We start from the raw sequence: 17,211 nt of genomic DNA, 5'->3' as shown, positions 1-17,211 counted from the left end.
TGGCTTACGGCTACCGGGACAGCGAATTCTTCTTTATGAAGATCAAGAATGACTTTCCCGGCAATCCGTGAAGAACCAAAAAAAGACCCGGCAATTTGCCGGGTCAATAACCGTGATTAGCCTGATGAGGAGATAACCTGAAGAGTCCGACCTAAGGGCTCTTGAGCTTATCGACCGATCTCGCGATCAGCTGATGCAAATAATAGCAATTCTCATTACATAGTCAACAGTCGGTTGGAAATTATTTCTTCCGATCGTCGCCGTAGCTATTTTCGACCCGCCCCAAACGCGAAACCCGGCGCATGGCCGGGTTTCTGGGGAGCGGTCTTCGGTCAGCCAGGTTGGCGCAAGCCGGTGACTTCCTTGTTGAGCAGGTCGATGCGCCTGGCCATGCTCTCCACCAGGCTGTGGGCGATGCGCGGGTTGCTTTCCATCAGGCTGAGGAACTGATCCTTGGGAATCACCATCACGGTGCAGGCCTGGCTGGCCAGTACGGTGGCACTGCGCTTTTCGTGGGTGAATACCGCCATGGCGCCAAAGATCTCGTCTTTCTGCACGTCGCCGACCTTCACGCCATCGACGAAAGCCTCGGCGTGGCCATCGATGATGATGAACACATGGTCGGCTTCATCGCCCTGGTTGATCAGCGCATCGCCCTTGGCGAAATGCTTGAAGCCGGTCGCTGGTCGGATCTCGGGTTGCTTGATGCGCGCCAGAGCGTCGGACAGCAGGGCGGTATGCCCAACCAGGTACTGGATGAACAGTTCCTGGCGCGACTCGTTGGCATAGATGTGCTTGAACACATCGCTGCGCGAGTAGGGAATCAGCGTCAACGGCTCATCGCTGGTGTATCGGCAACTCGGCAGGTCGATGCCCTGGCGCAACCCGACCAGGTCGCCCTCCTGCAGGTAGAAGAGCGGGCGCTCGTCGACCAGCGCATGCAGCAGGCCGTTATCGATGATGAACAGCTGGTTGCTGGGCAGATCGCTCGCCAGGTTTTCGCTGCGCTCGATCTGCAGCGGCTCGCCACAGGGGCTGAGCCCGTCGAGTAGTTTCCCGGGGATGCTCTGCAAGCGGCTGATCAATTGGTCGGCGTAAGCCGGTTGTTCCCCGAGTAGATACATGGTGATTCCTTGGGCTGCTCATGCTGGAAACGCACGAAAATCCCTGAAACGATAATACTCGCCGCGCTTCAGGTAAATCGGTCTCGCTGGGGCTTGTGAACCAGCGCCTGTTCCGGCCCGTGGTGACGCTGTCACCGCGGAGACAGACGAGCGTTCTGGCCTAGATCCGGTCATCGTTGACGGCCGCTTCGAGTTGCAGGTTCAGGCTCTCCTTGCGCGCCACCGGAAGTTCGCTCCAGTGAATGTCGAGCAGCGCGCCCTCGATGGAGTAGAGCAGCACCTTGGATGCACGGAAGCCGCGGGCCCGAACTGCCCGGTAGGCCTCCACGGCACCGTGCCTGCGCAGGTCGCTGGCATTGTGGATACCCACCGCGTGCAGCCATTGCGACGAAGTCTTGCCGAGGTTCTTGAGGGTCTGCAATTCATCGTTCACGCCATCTCCTCCTGCTGCCACCCGAGCAGCGACGCCCTTGGCCACCGTCAAGACAGTGTAGTGTCGCCAGGCCGCGCTGTTGTGACCTCGCGTTACAGGCTGCTACAGGTGATTGGGGTGGGTGCGGTAGCGCAGGCGGGTACCGAAATTCATCGACATGAGGATTTCGTCGGCGCTGAGCTCGACCGGGAAATAGGCGCCCGATATCTGCGCGTGGGCGATGCTGGCGCCTTCGAGTTGTGCGCTGCGAAAGTCGACGCCGCGTAGATCCGCGCCCCGGAAATAGGCGTCGGTGAAGTCGATGCCCTCGGCATCCAGGGCACGTAGATCCAGGCCGCGGAAGTCACCACCGCTCAGGTCGATGGTTTCGCCTTGCGGCCGCTGCTTGTTGAAGCCTGCGACGTCGTCGTTGTGCAGCAGTCGGTAGAGCGGGGTGTCCAGCTGACGCGGTTGGCTCATGGTGGCAGTCGTCCGGGGGAGGCTTACTGCCAGTATAGAAGAGCTTTGCCGCGCCGCTGGCCGGCCGTCAGAGGCTGGGGAAGCGCTGGCGAACCGCGCTGACCAATTCGGCCAGGCTGGCGCTGTCCGGGGTGTCCACGCGCTTGCTGTAGGGCAGCTCGGCTTCTTCCAGCGGATCCTGACCGGCGCGCTGCGCCTCGATCACCGCCAGGGTCGCATCGGAGGGGTCGCTGCCTTCCTGCTGGCGCTGCTGCAGCCAACTGGCGAGGACCGAATCCGGCGCGTGGCAATCGATGATCAGGAAGGGCACGCCGGTCTCGTCGGCGATGCGCTGAGCGGCCTGGCGCTGCGGGCGCTTGAGGAAGGTGGCGTCGAGCACCACCGGGTAGCCGGCTTGCAAGGCCAGCTCGGCCAGGGCGTTCAAGCGCTGATAGACGGTATCGCTGGCGTCCTGGCTGTAGATGCCCGCATTCAGTTCGCAGGCGGTCTGCTCGCCCAGCAGGCGTTTGCGCTCGACGTCGGAGCGGATGCGAATCGCACCCAGGGCCTCGACCAGGCGCAGCGCGACCTGGCTCTTGCCAACCGCCGATACGCCGCGGGTGATCGCCAGCAGCGGCGAGGGGATGGCGCTGTAGCTTTCGGCCAGGCTGGCGTAGGCGCGGTATTGGCGCAGGATCACCGCACGCTGCACGGCATCCTGCTCCTGGCCGAGGCGGAACAGCGCGACCTTTGCGCGGACCAGAGCGCGGTGCGTCTTGTAGAGATTGAACAGCTTGAGCGAGCCGTAATCGCCGGTATGTTCCAGCCAGCTGTTGAACAGACGGCGCGCCAGGCACTTGAGGCCGCGGTCTTCCAGATCCATGACCAGAAAGGCGGTATCCAGGGCGATGTCGGTGAAGCGGAACGGCTCGTTGAACTCGATGCAGTCGAACAACGTGGCGCGGCCGTCCAGCAAGGTGGCGTTACCCAGGTGGATGTCGCCATGGCACTCGCGGATGAACCCATCACGCGCCCGTGCTTCCAGGTCCGGCCACAGGCGCTCCAGGCTGGTTTCGGTCCAGGCTTCCAGGGCATCGAGCTGTTGCAGGTCGGCCTTGTCGCTGAGCATCGGGCGGATCTGCTCGAAGTTCTGGCGCAGCGGGGCGACGATGGCGGTGGCGTTGCTCAGCGCATGATCGGCCGCGACCACGGGGGTGTCGCGGTGGAAGTCGGCGATCTGCTTGGCCAAGGCGTCGATATGCGCTTCATTGAGCTCACCGCGGGCCTGCACCTGGGCCAGCAGTTGCTCCTGCGGGAACTGGCGCATCTTCAGGGCGTACTCCAGCACCGGACCCTCGCCGCCGATCTGCGGCGCCTCGACGCTACCATTGATCGGCAACACCTCCAGATACAAATCCTCAGTAAGGCGCTGGTTGAGGCGCAGCTCCTCCTCGCAGAAGTGCTTGCGCGCGTCCAGCGAGGTGAAGTTAAGAAAGCCGAAGTCGACCGGCTTCTTGATCTTGTAAGCGTAAGGGCCGGTCAGCATGACCCAGGAAATATGGGTCTCGATGACACTGAAACCGTCCACCGGGTGCGGATAAAGGGCCGGGTTCTGCAAGGCGGTAATCAGGGCTTGGCTCACGGACGATCCTTGGCATTCAGAAGTGGGAACAGGCGCGCATTATGGCCGCTCGCTGGCGCAGTGCAAACCGCTGGCGGTCGCTGCCGGTGCTTCGCAAAGTGCGTATAATGCCGCGCCATGACTCGTACCCGATCTTCCCGCTCCCGTTCCAAACGCCGCCCCCGTGGCATGCGCCCCTTGCTGGGCTGGGCTGTAAAGCTTGGCTTGGTCGGCCTGGTGCTGTTCGCCGGTTTTGCGGTTTACCTCGATGCCATCGTCCAGGAGAAATTCTCCGGCAAGCGCTGGACCGTCCCGGCCAAGGTGTACGCCAGGCCACTCGAGCTGTTCGTCGGCCAGAAACTGGCCAAGGACGACCTGCTCAAGGAAATGGACGCCCTCGGCTATCGCCGCGAGAGCGTGGCCAATGGCCCAGGCGCGGTAGCCGTCTCCGGCAACAACGTGTCCCTGCATTCGCGTGGTTTCCAGTTCTATGAGAGCGCCGAGCAGGCCCAGCAGGTCAATGTGCGCTTTTCCGGTGACTACGTCGCCTCGCTGACCAAGGCCGACGGCAAGGATCTGGCCGTGGCGCGTCTCGAGCCGATGCTGATCGGCGGCCTGTACCCGGCGCACCAGGAAGACCGCGTACTTATCAAGCTCGATCAGGTTCCGGCCTATCTGGTGGAAACCCTGGTGGCAGTCGAGGATCGCGACTTCTTCGACCACTTCGGCGTCTCGCCCAAGGGCATCGCCCGTGCCGTGTGGATCAACGCATCGGCCGGCCAACTGCGCCAGGGCGGCAGTACCCTGACCCAGCAGTTGGTGAAGAACTTCTACCTCACCAACGAACGCAGCCTGACCCGCAAGATCACCGAAGCGATGATGGCGGTGCTGCTGGAGCTGCATTACGACAAGCGCGAAATTCTCGAGGCCTACCTCAACGAGGTGTTCCTCGGCCAGGACGGCCAGCGCGCAGTGCACGGCTTCGGTCTGGCCAGCCAGTATTTCTTCAGCCAGCCGCTGTCCGAACTCAAGCTCGACCAGGTCGCGCTGCTGGTCGGTATGGTCAAGGGGCCGACCTACTACAATCCGCGTCGCAATCCTGAGCGGGCGTTGAACCGCCGCAACATGATTCTCGATCTGCTGGCCGAGCAGGGCGTGGTGTCGCCTGAAGAGGCCGCCGCCGCCAAGGCGCGTCCGCTGGGCGTGACCCAGCGCGGCAGCATGGCCAATGGCTCGTTCCCGGCGTTCTTGGATCTGGTCAAGCGCCAGTTGCGCCAGGATTACCGCGACGAGGATTTGACCGAGGAAGGCCTGCGCATCTTCACCAGCTTCGACCCGATCCTGCAGCTCAAGGCCGAGGAGGCGCTGGCGGAAACCTTCAAGCGCCAGGCTGGCCGCAAGGGCTCCGACGAGGTCGAGGCCGGGATGGTGGTGACCAATCCGGAAACCGGCGAGATCCAGGCGCTGATCGGCAGTCGTCAGCCGCGTTTCGCCGGCTTCAACCGAGCGCTGGATGCGGTGCGCCCGATCGGCTCGCTGATCAAGCCGGCCATCTACCTGACGGCACTGGAGCGGCCTAGCCAGTACACGCTGACCACCCGCGTGCAGGACGAGCCCTTCTCGGTGAAGGGCCAGGACGGGCAGGTCTGGAAACCGCAGAACTACGACCGCAAGGCCCACGGCAGCATCTACCTGTACCAGGGCCTGGCACATTCCTACAACCTGTCCACCGCCAAGCTCGGCCTGGAACTGGGCGTGCCGAATGTGCTCAAAACACTCGAGCGCCTGGGCGTGTCGCGTCAGTGGCCGGCCTATCCGTCCATGTTGCTGGGCGCAGGTGCGCTGACGCCGATGGAAGTCACCGGCATGTATCAGACCATTGCCAGTGGCGGTTTCAACACGCCGCTGCGGGGTATTCGCAGCGTGCTTACCGCCGAGGGCGAGCCGCTCAAGCGCTATCCGTACCAGATTCAACAACGTTTCGATGCGGGCGCCATCTACCTGTTGCAGAACGCCATGCAGCGCACCATGCGTGAGGGTACTGGCCGCTCGGTCTACAACCAACTGCCGGGCTCGTTGACCCTGGCAGGCAAGACCGGTACCAGTAATGATTCGCGTGACAGCTGGTTCGCCGGGTTCAGTCAGGATCTGCTGACCGTGGTGTGGATGGGTCGTGACGATAACGGGCCGACGCCGTTCACCGGTGCGACCGGTGCGTTGCAGGCCTGGACGGGCTTCATGCGCCGTGCTGACCCGCTGCCGCTGGACATGCCGATGCCCGATAACGTGGTGATGGCCTGGGTAGATGCAGCGACCGGGCAGGGCTCGGCGCAGAATTGTCCGGGAGCCGTACAGATGCCGTATATTCGCGGCAGCGAGCCGGCTCCGGGTGCAGGTTGTGGTATTCAGGCCCCCGTCGACTCGGTGATGGACTGGGTGAAAGGCTGGTTGGAATAAGAGAGGTTTGCCGTGAGCAAGTGGTTGATTCCCGTTTTGACCGCCTCGGTGGTTCTTGGTGGTTGTGCCAGCGTTCCGCGTGGTTCCATCCCGGTTGTGGATTCCGGTAGCTCGGCCTACGAGCAGGACGATCGCCCGGGCGGCGGTTACAACAATGCGCCGCAGCAACAGCAGCAGGCGCAGTCCATGCCCGAGGATTCGGGAGTGGTGGTGATGGTGCCAGGCGGCGGCGCGTCCTCGTCGGCGCCGATCGAGACCTACTCGGCACCGGCCGGTGCGCCTGCCAACAGCGGTGGCCTGACCTTCGACGAGCCGCCGCTGAGCAGCGAGCCACTGGGTTCGCCCAATTACGGCAACTCGGCGCCATCCCAGCCGTCGACCCCTAGCGGGATCCCCAGCGGTAATGCCGGTGGTGGCCTGGCGGCCGACGAGCAACTCGATGGCCCGGTGCTGGCGCTGCTGACCAGCGCCCAGCAGCAGCAGACCGGCGGTGACCTCAATGGTGCCGCTTCCAGCCTGGAGCGTGCCCAGCGCATCGCCCCGCGTGAGCCGCAGGTGCTTTATCGTCTGGCTGAAGTGCGCCTGGCCCAGGGTGATGCAGCTCAGGCCGAGCAGTTCGCGCGCCGTGGTTTGAGCTATGCCAATGGGCGCCCGGCCCTGCAGGCCAGCCTGTGGGACCTGATCGCCAAGTCCCGCGAGCAGCAGGGCGACGCGGCAGGCGCTGCTCAGGCCCGTGAACGGGCTCGGGTCAACCTGTGAGTGCAACCCCGGTAGCCCTGATTGCCGACCAGCTGCTGCTGGTCGAGCGAGCGCTGCGGGTGCAGGGCTGGTGGGAAGCGTCTCCGCCCAGTGCGCAGGCACTGGCTAGCGAGCAGCCGTTCTGCATCGATACGCTGGATTTTTCCCAGTGGCTGCAGTGGATCTTTCTGCCGCGTATGAAGGCAATCATCGAGGCGGGCGCGGACCTGCCTGCAGTGTCCGGCATCCTGCCCATGGCCGAGCAGGTCTACGGCGCCGGCAATCAGCAGGCGACGGCGCTGCTCGAGGCGCTGGGTGATTTCGACCGGCTGATCTCCGCGGGCCGCTAGGGCCCGCAGATATCCGCCTTACTGGCAGTTGTCCTTGATTGCCTGCTTGCTGTCGGCGATGCGCTTCTGGCGCTCGTCCTCACCCAGGCGGCGCATTTCCCCACCGTCTTCCACGCGCACGCGCGGGTTGTTTTCCAACTGCGCCAGGTTGTTGCGCTGGGTCTCGCAGTATTTCCTGCGCTCGGCTTCCTGGGCGGCCACTTCCTTCTTCACCTTGGCATCGGCGGCTGCCTGCTCGGGATCGGCGATGGCATCGAAGGTAGGCGCCGGTTTCGCTTCGGGGGTGGTCGAGGGTGGCGGCGCGGCCGAAGGATTGACCGTGGTGGATTGCTGGCCCTGTGGCGGCTGCTCGCCGAAATGGGTTACGCCCTGGGCGTCGACCCATTTGTAGATCTGCCCGGCCATAGCGCTCGCACTCAGGGCGAGCAGCAGACTGCTGGTGAGAATCATGCGGCGCATGGAGGTTCCTTATGCATGGTCCATCGACTGATTGAAGTGCGGGCAGCGTGAAGTTGCAACGCAGGTAGCCACTATAACCAATCGGCGTTGAGCGCAGGCTGGTCTGTTTCACATCGGCGGCGTCTGCCAGGGCGTTTGGCGTCGTTGCCGGATATTACGTATTCCATCACGCATCGCTTGACTTGCCGCCAGCGAATATCAACAATCGACTGCTCGCTGTAGTGGGGTCAGCCGCAAGCTGGCTTCAGCTCAGTAGACATGAGGCGCTACCCGCGCCGACCTTTCGTTACACCCGCAACGCGTTACCTCGCGCTGGGTGGGAAAGCCCCGCAACACATCTGGGGCAGTCCCAATACTTGCTCAGTAGTAGCTGACGTAGTCGGCGACCACAGTCGCTCATGCTCTGCTGACAGTAAACCTACTCGGGCCGACCCTGCAAAAGGGCGGTTTTCTGGCGTAATAGAGGTGAACAACGTGGAGCTTTTATCCGGCGCTGAAATGGTCGTCCGCTCGTTGCGTGACGAAGGCGTTAAGTACATCTACGGGTACCCGGGCGGTGCCCTCCTGCACATCTATGATGCCTTGTTCAAAGAGCCGGAAGTGACCCACATCCTGGTTCGTCACGAGCAGGCGGCGACCCATATGGCGGACGGCTATGCCCGTGCCACCGGCAAGGCCGGTGTGGTACTGGTGACCTCCGGTCCGGGCGCGACCAATGCCGTGACCGGTATCGCCACGGCCTACATGGATTCGATCCCGATGGTGATCATCTCCGGCCAGGTGGCGAGCACCGTGGTCGGCACCGACGCCTTCCAGGAAGTCGACATGGTCGGCATTTCCCGCCCGATCGTGAAGCACAGCTTCATCATCAAGCATCCTTCAGAAATCCCCGAAGTCATCAAGAAGGCTTTCTATCTGGCCGAATCCGGTCGCCCGGGCCCGGTGGTCGTCGATATCCCGAAGGACATGGGTGATCCGACCCAGAAGTTCGAATACAGCTACCCGAAAAAGGTCAAGCTGCGTTCATACAGCCCTGCTGCCCGTGGCCACTCGGGGCAGATCCGCAAGGCGGCGGAAATGCTCGTCGCGGCCAAGCGCCCGATCATCTATTCAGGCGGTGGCGTGATCCTGGGTGGCGCTTCGGCGCAACTGACCGAGCTGGCTCGCGCCCTCAATGTGCCGGTCACCAACACCCTGATGGGCCTGGGCGCCTACCCGGGCGATGACCGTCAGTTCGTCGGTATGCTCGGCATGCACGGCAGCTACACCGCCAACCTGGCGATGCACCATGCCGACGTGATCCTGGCCGTTGGCGCGCGCTTCGATGACCGCGTCATCAATGGCGAGACCGCTGCCAAGTTCTGCCCGAACGCGAAGATCATCCATATCGACATCGACCCCGCGTCGATCTCCAAGACCGTCAAGGCCGACATCCCGATCGTTGGCCCGGTGGACAGCGTGCTGACCGAAATGGTCGCCGCCCTCAAGGAAATCGAGCAGGCGCCGGACAAGGAATCGCAAGCCACCTGGTGGAAGCAGATCGACGAGTGGCGCGGCGGTGGTCGTCTGTTCCCCTATAACGAGGGTGACGGTTCGATCATCAAGCCGCAGACCGTGATCGAGACGCTGTGCGAAGTCACCAAGGGCGAGGCATACGTCAGCTCCGACGTGGGCCAGCACCAGATGTTCGCGGCCCAGTACTATCGCTTCAACAAGCCCAATCGCTGGATCAACTCCGGTGGTCTGGGCACCATGGGCTTCGGCTTCCCGGCGGCCATGGGCGTCAAGCTGAACTTCCCGGATGCCGATGTCGCCTGCGTGACGGGCGAGGGCAGCATCCAGATGAACATTCAGGAGCTGTCGACCTGCCTGCAGTACGACCTGCCGGTGAAGATCATCAACCTCAACAATGGCGCGCTGGGCATGGTTCGCCAGTGGCAGGACATGCAGTACAGCAGCCGTTACTCGCACTCCTACATGGAGTCGCTGCCTGACTTCGTCAAGCTGGCCGAGTCCTATGGTCATGTGGGCATGCGCATCACCGACCTCAAGGACCTCAAGTCGAAGATGGAAGAGGCGTTCGCGATCAAGGATCGCCTGGTGTTCCTCGACATCGCCGTGGATACCAGCGAGCACGTCTACCCGATGCAGATTCGTGGTGGCGCGATGCGCGACATGTGGCTGAGCAAGACGGAGCGTACCTGACATGCGTCATATCATTTCCCTGCTGCTGGAAAACGAACCGGGAGCTCTGTCGCGCGTAGTCGGCCTGTTCTCCCAGCGTAACTACAACATCGAGAGCCTGACCGTGGCGCCGACCGAAGACCCGACCCTGTCGCGTCTGACGCTGACCACCATCGGTCACGACGACACCATCGAGCAGATCACCAAGAACCTCAACAAGCTGATCGAGGTGGTCAAGCTGGTGGATCTGTCGGAAAACCCCCACATCGAACGCGAGCTGATGCTGGTCAAGGTGAAGGCCACCGGCGCCCAGCGCGCCGAGGTCAAGCGCACCACCGACATCTTCCGTGGGCAGATAGTCGACGTGACGCCAAGCGTGTACACCATCCAGCTGGCCGGTACCAGCGACAAGCTGGACAGTTTCATCCAGGCCATCGGCACTGCGCTGATCCTGGAAACCGTACGCAGCGGTGTGACTGGTATCGCCCGTGGCGACAAGGTGCTGAGCATCTGATCGCAAGGCTGAAGTAAAGAACCCCGCCTGGTGCGGGGTTTTTTATGCCTGGATTTCGCTACTGGCGGTTCCAGAAGGCAGCGATCAGCGGGTCCTTGAGGCGCTTGTGCAGGGCGAACAGGCCGATGTCGTAGTCGGTCAGTGGTGGCTGGATATCGTAGAGGCGGATACGCGCGGCCAGCGGGCTGTTGTCCAGCACGATCTGTGGCACCACGCCGATGCCGAAGCCCAGGCTGACCATGCTGACGATGGCTTCGTTGCCGCTGACCTGGGCATAAATGCGCGGCTTGATGTTGTGATGCTTCAGCCAGCGATCGGTGCGGGTTCGCGCCAGGCCTTCCTCGGAGAGAATCAGCGGCACGTCCTGCCAGCTTTCTGCGCCTGGGCTCTTCAGTTGTTCGTCGCTGAGCAGTTGCGGGGATTGCGGGCCGATGAAGCGCAGCGCCGAGCGGGTGATCGACTGAAACTCGACGCCGGCCGGCAGGCTGTCCGGGCGTGCACCGATGGCCAGGTCTTCCTGGCCCTGCTGCACACGCTCGACGGCCTTGGCCGGGTCGCCGGTGTGCAACTTCATTTCGATGCGTGGGTAATCCTGACGGAAACTGCTGAGGATCTCGTAGAGAAAGCTGTAGCTCGCCGTCACCGAACAGTACAGCGACAGCTCGCCATGCAGGATCAACTGATCCTGCTTGAAGGTCTGGCGGATGGCCTGCCAGCCATTCATGACGTCGCTGGCGTATTCGCGAAACTGCTGGCCTTCACGTGTCAGGCGCACCGAGCGGTTGTCGCGCACGAACAATGGCGCGCCGACGTCGTCTTCGAGCTGCTTGATACTGCGGCTGAGCGCGGAGGGGCTCACGTGCTGCTCGCGGCTGGTCTTGCCGAAGTGCAGGTTGTCGGCGAGAGCGAGAAAAAGGCTGAGTGCGTGAGTATCCATTTGTGTTTCATATATCGGCATGCTGTATTGCGAATATATCATTTTACGCAATGGTTGGGATCACTTAAGGTGGCTCCGTCGCGGTGCTCTGGCACCCCATCCCTTTTCGATACACAAGAGCCAAGAACATGAAAGTTTATTACGACAAAGACTGTGACCTCTCGATCATCCAGGGCAAGAAAGTTGCCATCATCGGTTACGGCTCCCAGGGCCACGCCCAGGCGTGCAACCTGAAGGACTCCGGTGTCGACGTCACCGTCGGTCTGCGTAAAGGCTCTGCTACCGTTGCCAAGGCCGAGGCCCACGGCCTGAAAGTCGCTGACGTGGCTTCTGCCGTCGCCGCTGCCGACCTGGTGATGATCCTGACTCCGGACGAATTCCAGGGCGCCCTGTACAAGAACGAAATCGAGCCGAACATCAAGAAAGGCGCCACCCTGGCGTTCTCCCACGGCTTCTCGATCCACTACAACCAGGTCGTTCCGCGTGCCGACCTCGATGTGATCATGATCGCACCGAAGGCCCCGGGCCACACCGTGCGCACCGAGTTCGTCAAAGGCGGCGGCATCCCTGACCTGATCGCCGTTTACCAGGACGCTTCGGGCAATGCCAAGAACGTCGCGCTGTCCTACGCTTCGGGCGTTGGTGGCGGCCGTACCGGCATCATCGAAACCACCTTCAAGGACGAGACCGAAACCGACCTGTTCGGCGAGCAGGCCGTTCTGTGCGGCGGTACGGTCGAACTGGTCAAGGCTGGTTTCGAAACCCTGGTCGAAGCTGGCTACGCGCCGGAAATGGCCTACTTCGAGTGCCTGCACGAGCTGAAGCTGATCGTCGACCTCATGTACGAAGGCGGTATCGCCAACATGAACTACTCGATCTCCAACAACGCCGAGTACGGCGAGTACGTGACCGGCCCGGAAGTCATCAACGCCGAATCCCGTCAGGCCATGCGCAATGCGCTCAAGCGCATCCAGGACGGCGAGTACGCCAAGATGTTCATCAGCGAAGGCGCCACTGGCTACCCGTCGATGACCGCCAAGCGTCGTAACAACGCCGCCCACGGTATCGAAGTGATCGGTGAGCAGCTGCGCTCGATGATGCCTTGGATCGCAGCCAACAAGATCGTCGACAAAGCCAAGAACTGAGTCGAATCGATCCACGAAGAACGCGGCCCCGGCCGCGTTTTTTCGTTCTAGGACGGGCTTCTGGTATAAAGCCTGGGTATCCAGGCCGATTAGGGCGAACGCTTGTCCGGTGGCTCGGTCGAAAATTCAAATCCGATGCAAGGTGTTGTTCATGAGCGAGCGTCCGCAAGAGCCCAAGTCGTCCCGAGACGACGACAGCTTACTGCCCATCGACGAGCATATTGAGGAAGGGCATGACGACGAGGGGCGCAAGGTGCGCCATCGCGGTATCTACCTGCTGCCCAATCTGTTCACGACCGCGAACCTGTTCGCTGGCTTCTATTCCATCATCAACGCCATGAACGGTAACTTCTACGTGGCAGCTGCTACGGTGTTCGTTGCCATGGTACTGGATGGCCTGGACGGCCGCGTGGCGCGCCTGACCAACACGCAAAGCGCCTTCGGCGCCGAATACGATTCGCTGTCCGACATGGTTGCCTTCGGTGTCGCACCGGCGCTGTTGGCGTTCGAGTGGGCGCTGGGGAGCATGGGCAAGGTCGGCTGGATGGTCGCCTTCATCTATGTGGCCGGTGCAGCGCTGCGTCTGGCGCGCTTCAATACGCAGATCGGCAGCGTCGATAAACGCTACTTCATCGGTTTGGCCAGCCCGGCCGCTGCTGGTGTGGTGGCCGGTACCGTGTGGGCGTTCAGCGACTTCGGTATCCAGGGCTCGAACATGTCGTTCGTGGTTGCCATCCTCGTCGCTGCCGCCGGCATGCTGATGGTCAGCAACATCAAGTACAACAGCTTCAAGAATCTGGATCTGAAAGGCCGCGTGCCCTTCGTGGCGATTCTAGCCGTGGTGCTGGTGTTCGCCGTGGTATTCAGCGATCCACCGCGCATCCTGTTGCTGATCTTCCTGGCCTATGCCGCTTCTGGCCCGATCCAGTATCTGCTGCGTTTGCGTCGCCGCAAGCCTGTGGAGTGATGTAATTTCCTGCAGACTCCGTAGTCTATTGGGCAGGCCTGTCCCGATACTGCGGAGTCACCATGCTGATCAAGCTGCGTCAGTCATCCGAATGCAACGAGTCGGATGTTACCCCCGAGTCCATCTACCTCTCTCGCCGTACCTTCATATCCGCCGCCGCCGCTGGGATGGCTATGAGCAGCCTGCCAGCCTGGGCGCAATCTGCGGCTGGCGAGCGCTATGCCGATGTCGACCCAGGCAAGGCACCGGTCTGGCTGGCCGAGCGCATCGCCGCCACCAAATGGAATGCGGTGACCGTCAAGGACGAAGCGCTCACGCCTTTTCAGGATGCCACCCACTACAACAACTTCTATGAGTTCGGCGCCGACAAGTCCGATCCCGCCGCGAACGCAGGCAGCCTGAAAACCGAGCCCTGGTCGGTGGTGATCGACGGTGAGGTCGGCAAGCCGGGGCGTTATGCGCTGGAGGACTTTCTCAAACCCTATCAGTTGGAAGAGCGTATCTACCGCCTGCGGTGCGTCGAAGCCTGGTCGATGGTCATTCCTTGGATCGGCTTTCCCATAGCGGCGCTGCTTAATAAGGTAGAACCGACCTCGGCGGCGAAGTACATCCGTTTCGAAACCCTGAAGGATCCGGAAAGCATGCCGGGGCAACGCTCGAGTTTCGGCTTGATCGACTGGCCGTATGTGGAGGGGTTGCGGCTGGATGAGGCCATGCACCCATTGGCCATCCTGGCCGTCGGCATGTACGGCCGCGAGCTGCCCAATCAGAACGGTGCGCCGTTGCGGCTGGTGGTGCCATGGAAGTATGGCTTCAAGAGCATCAAGTCGATCGTGCGTATCAGCCTGGTCAGTGAGCAGCCGCAAACCACCTGGCAAAGCATTGCGGCGCAGGAGTATGGCTTCTATGCCAACGTGAACCCGGCCGTCGACCATCCGCGCTGGAGTCAGGCGCGCGAGCGCCGTCTGCCCAGCGGGCTGTTCAGCCCCAATGTTCGCGAGACCCAGATGTTTAATGGGTACGCCGATGAAGTCGCCAGCCTTTATAGCAACCTCGATCTGCGGAAGAACTATTGATGCGGCATCCGTTCTGGCGTCTCTTCGTTTTCGTGCTGGTCGCCGTATGGCCGTTGTTCTGGCTGTATCAAGCCTGGTCGTTCGCCCTGGGGCCCGATCCCGGCAAGGTGTTGGTCGAGCGACTCGGGCTGGGGGCGCTCATCCTTCTATTGATAACCCTGAGCATGACGCCGCTACAGAAGCTCAGTGGCTGGTCAGGATGGATGGTGGTGCGCCGTCAGCTCGGCCTGTGGTGCTTCGCCTATGGGTTTCTGCACCTGGCGGCGTATGCGGTATTCATTCTGGGGTTGGATTGGTCGCAGCTTGGTGTGGAGCTGCGCAAGCGTCCTTACATCATCGTCGGCGCTATCGCGCTGTTGGGGTTGTTGCTCCTCGCCCTAACATCCAACCGTTACAGCCAGCGGCGGCTGGGCAAGTCCTGGAAGAAACTGCATCGCCTGGTGTACCTCATTCTGCCCCTCGCGTTGCTGCACATGTTGTGGATCGTCAGGGCGGACTTGCGGGAGTGGGCTGTCTATGCGGTCATTGGCGCGGTATTGCTGGTGCTGCGTATCCCGGTTCTGATGCGCGCAATTCCCCGTATAGGCGGGCGTGCGCAGAAAGTTCAGCCAAAATGAAATAAACGGTTGACCTGATCTCGTGGGGGCCTATAATGCGCACCACTTCCGGCGCAGCCTGATCTGAAAACTCCTTGTGGATCAACGAGTTAGATGAAAATAAAGGTTGCACGGACGGCGAATTCGAGTAGAATGCGCCGGCATCGACAGGGTGGCTTGAGTGGTTCTGTTGATGGTTCGGTCAGGTTGATCGAAGGCGGTAAAAGAGGGTGTTGACAGCGGTTTGTAACGCTGTAGAATGCGCCTCCCGCTGGAGAGAAGATGATCTGGTCGGGCGCTGCAAGGTGTTGAGAAGAAAGAAAAAATTCTTCAAAAACAGCTTGACAGCAAATGAGGGTGCTGTAAGATGCGCGCCTCGGTTGAGACGAAAGCCTCAGCCAAACGTTCTTTAACAACTGAATCAAGCAATTCGTGTGGGTGCTTGTGAGTTAAGACTGACTGATCGAAAGATTATCAGCATCACAAGTAACACTCGTGAATTCGAGAGTTTTTTGCGATTGCTGAGCTAGGTTTAGGGTTTTCTAAAAACCCAAGCAGTATTGAACTGAAGAGTTTGATCATGGCTCAGATTGAACGCTGGCGGCAGGCCTAACACATGCAAGTCGAGCGGTTGAAGGGAGCTTGCTCCCTGATTCAGCGGCGGACGGGTGAGTAATGCCTAGGAATCTGCCTATTAGTGGGGGACAACGTTTCGAAAGGAACGCTAATACCGCATACGTCCTACGGGAGAAAGCAGGGGACCTTCGGGCCTTGCGCTAATAGATGAGCCTAGGTCGGATTAGCTTGTTGGTGAGGTAATGGCTCACCAAGGCGACGATCCGTAACTGGTCTGAGAGGATGATCAGTCACACTGGAACTGAGACACGGTCCAGACTCCTACGGGAGGCAGCAGTGGGGAATATTGGACAATGGGCGAAAGCCTGATCCAGCCATGCCGCGTGTGTGAAGAAGGTCTTCGGATTGTAAAGCACTTTAAGTTGGGAGGAAGGGTTGTAGATTAATACTCTGCAATTTTGACGTTACCGACAGAATAAGCACCGGCTAACTCTGTGCCAGCAGCCGCGGTAATACAGAGGGTGCAAGCGTTAATCGGAATTACTGGGCGTAAAGCGCGCGTAGGTGGTTTGTTAAGTTGGATGTGAAAGCCCCGGGCTCAACCTGGGAACTGCATCCAAAACTGGCAAGCTAGAGTACGGTAGAGGGTGGTGGAATTTCCTGTGTAGCGGTGAAATGCGTAGATATAGGAAGGAACACCAGTGGCGAAGGCGACCACCTGGACTGATACTGACACTGAGGTGCGAAAGCGTGGGGAGCAAACAGGATTAGATACCCTGGTAGTCCACGCCGTAAACGATGTCAACTAGCCGTTGGAATCCTTGAGATTTTAGTGGCGCAGCTAACGCATTAAGTTGACCGCCTGGGGAGTACGGCCGCAAGGTTAAAACTCAAATGAATTGACGGGGGCCCGCACAAGCGGTGGAGCATGTGGTTTAATTCGAAGCAACGCGAAGAACCTTACCTGGCCTTGACATGCTGAGATCTTTCCAGAGATGGATTGGTGCCTTCGGGAACTCAGACACAGGTGCTGCATGGCTGTCGTCAGCTCGTGTCGTGAGATGTTGGGTTAAGTCCCGTAACGAGCGCAACCCTTGTCCTTAGTTACCAGCACCTCGGGTGGGAACTCTAAGGAGACTGCCGGTGACAAACCGGAGGAAGGTGGGGATGACGTCAAGTCATCATGGCCCTTACGGCCAGGGCTACACACGTGCTACAATGGTCGGTACAAAGGGTTGCCAAGCCGCGAGGTGGAGCTAATCCCATAAAACCGATCGTAGTCCGGATCGCAGTCTGCAACTCGACTGCGTGAAGTCGGAATCGCTAGTAATCGTGAATCAGAATGTCACGGTGAATACGTTCCCGGGCCTTGTACACACCGCCCGTCACACCATGGGAGTGGGTTGCACCAGAAGTAGCTAGTCTAACCTTCGGGAGGACGGTTACCACGGTGTGATTCATGACTGGGGTGAAGTCGTAACAAGGTAGCCGTAGGGGAACCTGCGGCTGGATCACCTCCTTAATCGAAGATCGCAGCTTATTCATAAGCTCCCACACGAATTGCTTGATTCATTGTAGAAGACGATGCTGTAACGC

The 17,211-nt window shown here is 60.7% G+C and carries 15 protein-coding genes and 1 rRNA gene; 10 read left to right on the top strand and 6 right to left on the bottom strand.

What is annotated here, in order from left to right; translation table 11 throughout:
- Window positions 1-332: 332 nt before the first annotated feature.
- The 4 genes from BVH01_RS05205 to BVH01_RS05190 form a co-directional block, all read right to left on the bottom strand.
- A complete protein-coding gene (locus BVH01_RS05205; protein WP_075929324.1) occupies window positions 333-1,124 on the bottom strand; it encodes a Crp/Fnr family transcriptional regulator in 792 nt (263 codons plus the stop codon).
- Window positions 1,125-1,284: 160 nt separating this feature from the next.
- Complete coding sequence (locus BVH01_RS05200; protein WP_075929323.1) at window positions 1,285-1,557, bottom strand: TfoX/Sxy family protein; 273 nt, start codon at window positions 1,555-1,557, stop codon at window positions 1,285-1,287.
- A gap of 102 nt (window positions 1,558-1,659) precedes the next feature.
- On the bottom strand, window positions 1,660-2,016 hold the full coding sequence (locus tag BVH01_RS05195) for a pentapeptide repeat-containing protein (RefSeq protein WP_075929322.1): 357 nt from the start codon (window positions 2,014-2,016) through the stop codon (window positions 1,660-1,662).
- Between the two features lie 67 nt (window positions 2,017-2,083).
- Window positions 2,084-3,637 (bottom strand): bifunctional aminoglycoside phosphotransferase/ATP-binding protein, encoded by a 1,554-nt coding sequence (locus tag BVH01_RS05190; RefSeq protein WP_075929321.1) that lies wholly within the window; start codon window positions 3,635-3,637, stop codon window positions 2,084-2,086.
- 117 nt (window positions 3,638-3,754) lie between these two features.
- Here BVH01_RS05190 and mrcB point away from each other — a divergent pair, with 117 nt between their 5' ends.
- The 3 genes from mrcB to BVH01_RS05175 are packed head-to-tail and all read left to right on the top strand — an operon-like array spanning window position 3,755 to window position 7,161.
- Complete coding sequence (gene mrcB, locus BVH01_RS05185) at window positions 3,755-6,073, top strand: penicillin-binding protein 1B (protein ID WP_139315733.1); 2,319 nt, start codon at window positions 3,755-3,757, stop codon at window positions 6,071-6,073.
- Between the two features lie 12 nt (window positions 6,074-6,085).
- Window positions 6,086-6,832: a tetratricopeptide repeat protein gene (locus tag BVH01_RS05180; protein WP_075929319.1), complete on the top strand. Its 747-nt coding sequence runs from the start codon at window positions 6,086-6,088 to the stop codon at window positions 6,830-6,832.
- The gene (locus BVH01_RS05175) at window positions 6,829-7,161 is read left to right on the top strand and encodes a YqcC family protein (protein WP_075929318.1); all 333 of its coding nucleotides are present in this window, start codon (window positions 6,829-6,831) and stop codon (window positions 7,159-7,161) included. Before BVH01_RS05180 ends, BVH01_RS05175 begins: the two co-directional genes overlap by 4 nt.
- Before the next feature lie 18 nt (window positions 7,162-7,179).
- Here BVH01_RS05175 and BVH01_RS05170 read toward each other — a convergent pair whose 3' ends face one another.
- Window positions 7,180-7,620 (bottom strand): DUF4124 domain-containing protein, encoded by a 441-nt coding sequence (locus tag BVH01_RS05170; RefSeq protein ID WP_075929317.1) that lies wholly within the window; start codon window positions 7,618-7,620, stop codon window positions 7,180-7,182.
- Window positions 7,621-8,094: 474 nt separating this feature from the next.
- Between BVH01_RS05170 and BVH01_RS05165 the strand changes: the two genes are divergently transcribed.
- Complete coding sequence (locus BVH01_RS05165) at window positions 8,095-9,825, top strand: acetolactate synthase 3 large subunit (protein ID WP_075929546.1); 1,731 nt, start codon at window positions 8,095-8,097, stop codon at window positions 9,823-9,825.
- A 1-nt stretch (window position 9,826) separates the two neighbouring features.
- On the top strand, window positions 9,827-10,318 hold the full coding sequence (gene ilvN, locus BVH01_RS05160; RefSeq protein WP_075929316.1) for an acetolactate synthase small subunit: 492 nt from the start codon (window positions 9,827-9,829) through the stop codon (window positions 10,316-10,318).
- Window positions 10,319-10,376: 58 nt separating this feature from the next.
- On the opposite strand, the gene ilvY is transcribed toward ilvN, so the two are convergent.
- A complete protein-coding gene (gene ilvY / locus BVH01_RS05155) occupies window positions 10,377-11,255 on the bottom strand; it encodes an HTH-type transcriptional activator IlvY (protein ID WP_075929315.1) in 879 nt (292 codons plus the stop codon).
- Between the two features lie 128 nt (window positions 11,256-11,383).
- Here ilvY and ilvC point away from each other — a divergent pair, with 128 nt between their 5' ends.
- The 5 genes from ilvC to BVH01_RS05130 all read left to right on the top strand — a co-directional run bounded on the left by ilvC (window position 11,384) and on the right by BVH01_RS05130 (window position 17,137).
- Window positions 11,384-12,400, top strand: a complete 1,017-nt coding sequence (gene ilvC / locus BVH01_RS05150; protein WP_013789974.1) for a ketol-acid reductoisomerase — start codon at window positions 11,384-11,386, stop codon at window positions 12,398-12,400.
- A 151-nt stretch (window positions 12,401-12,551) separates the two neighbouring features.
- Window positions 12,552-13,367, top strand: coding sequence for a CDP-diacylglycerol--serine O-phosphatidyltransferase (pssA, locus tag BVH01_RS05145; RefSeq protein WP_013789975.1), 816 nt, complete (start codon window positions 12,552-12,554; stop codon window positions 13,365-13,367).
- Window positions 13,368-13,429: 62 nt separating this feature from the next.
- Window positions 13,430-14,443 carry a protein-methionine-sulfoxide reductase catalytic subunit MsrP gene (msrP, locus tag BVH01_RS05140; protein ID WP_075929314.1) on the top strand — a complete coding sequence of 338 codons (1,014 nt, stop codon included), beginning with the start codon at window positions 13,430-13,432 and terminating at the stop codon, window positions 14,441-14,443.
- Entirely contained in the window at window positions 14,443-15,060 is a 618-nt protein-coding gene (gene msrQ, locus BVH01_RS05135; RefSeq protein ID WP_075929313.1) for a protein-methionine-sulfoxide reductase heme-binding subunit MsrQ, read from the top strand. The genes msrP and msrQ overlap by 1 nt, the downstream gene beginning before the upstream one ends.
- 541 nt (window positions 15,061-15,601) lie before the next feature.
- A 16S ribosomal RNA gene (locus tag BVH01_RS05130) occupies window positions 15,602-17,137 on the top strand.
- Window positions 17,138-17,211 lie beyond the last annotated feature (74 nt).

Source organism: Pseudomonas sp. PA1(2017) (assembly GCF_001945375.1).
GTDB lineage: Bacteria > Pseudomonadota > Gammaproteobacteria > Pseudomonadales > Pseudomonadaceae > Aquipseudomonas.
This window is presented reverse-complemented; position numbering and strand designations above follow the sequence as displayed.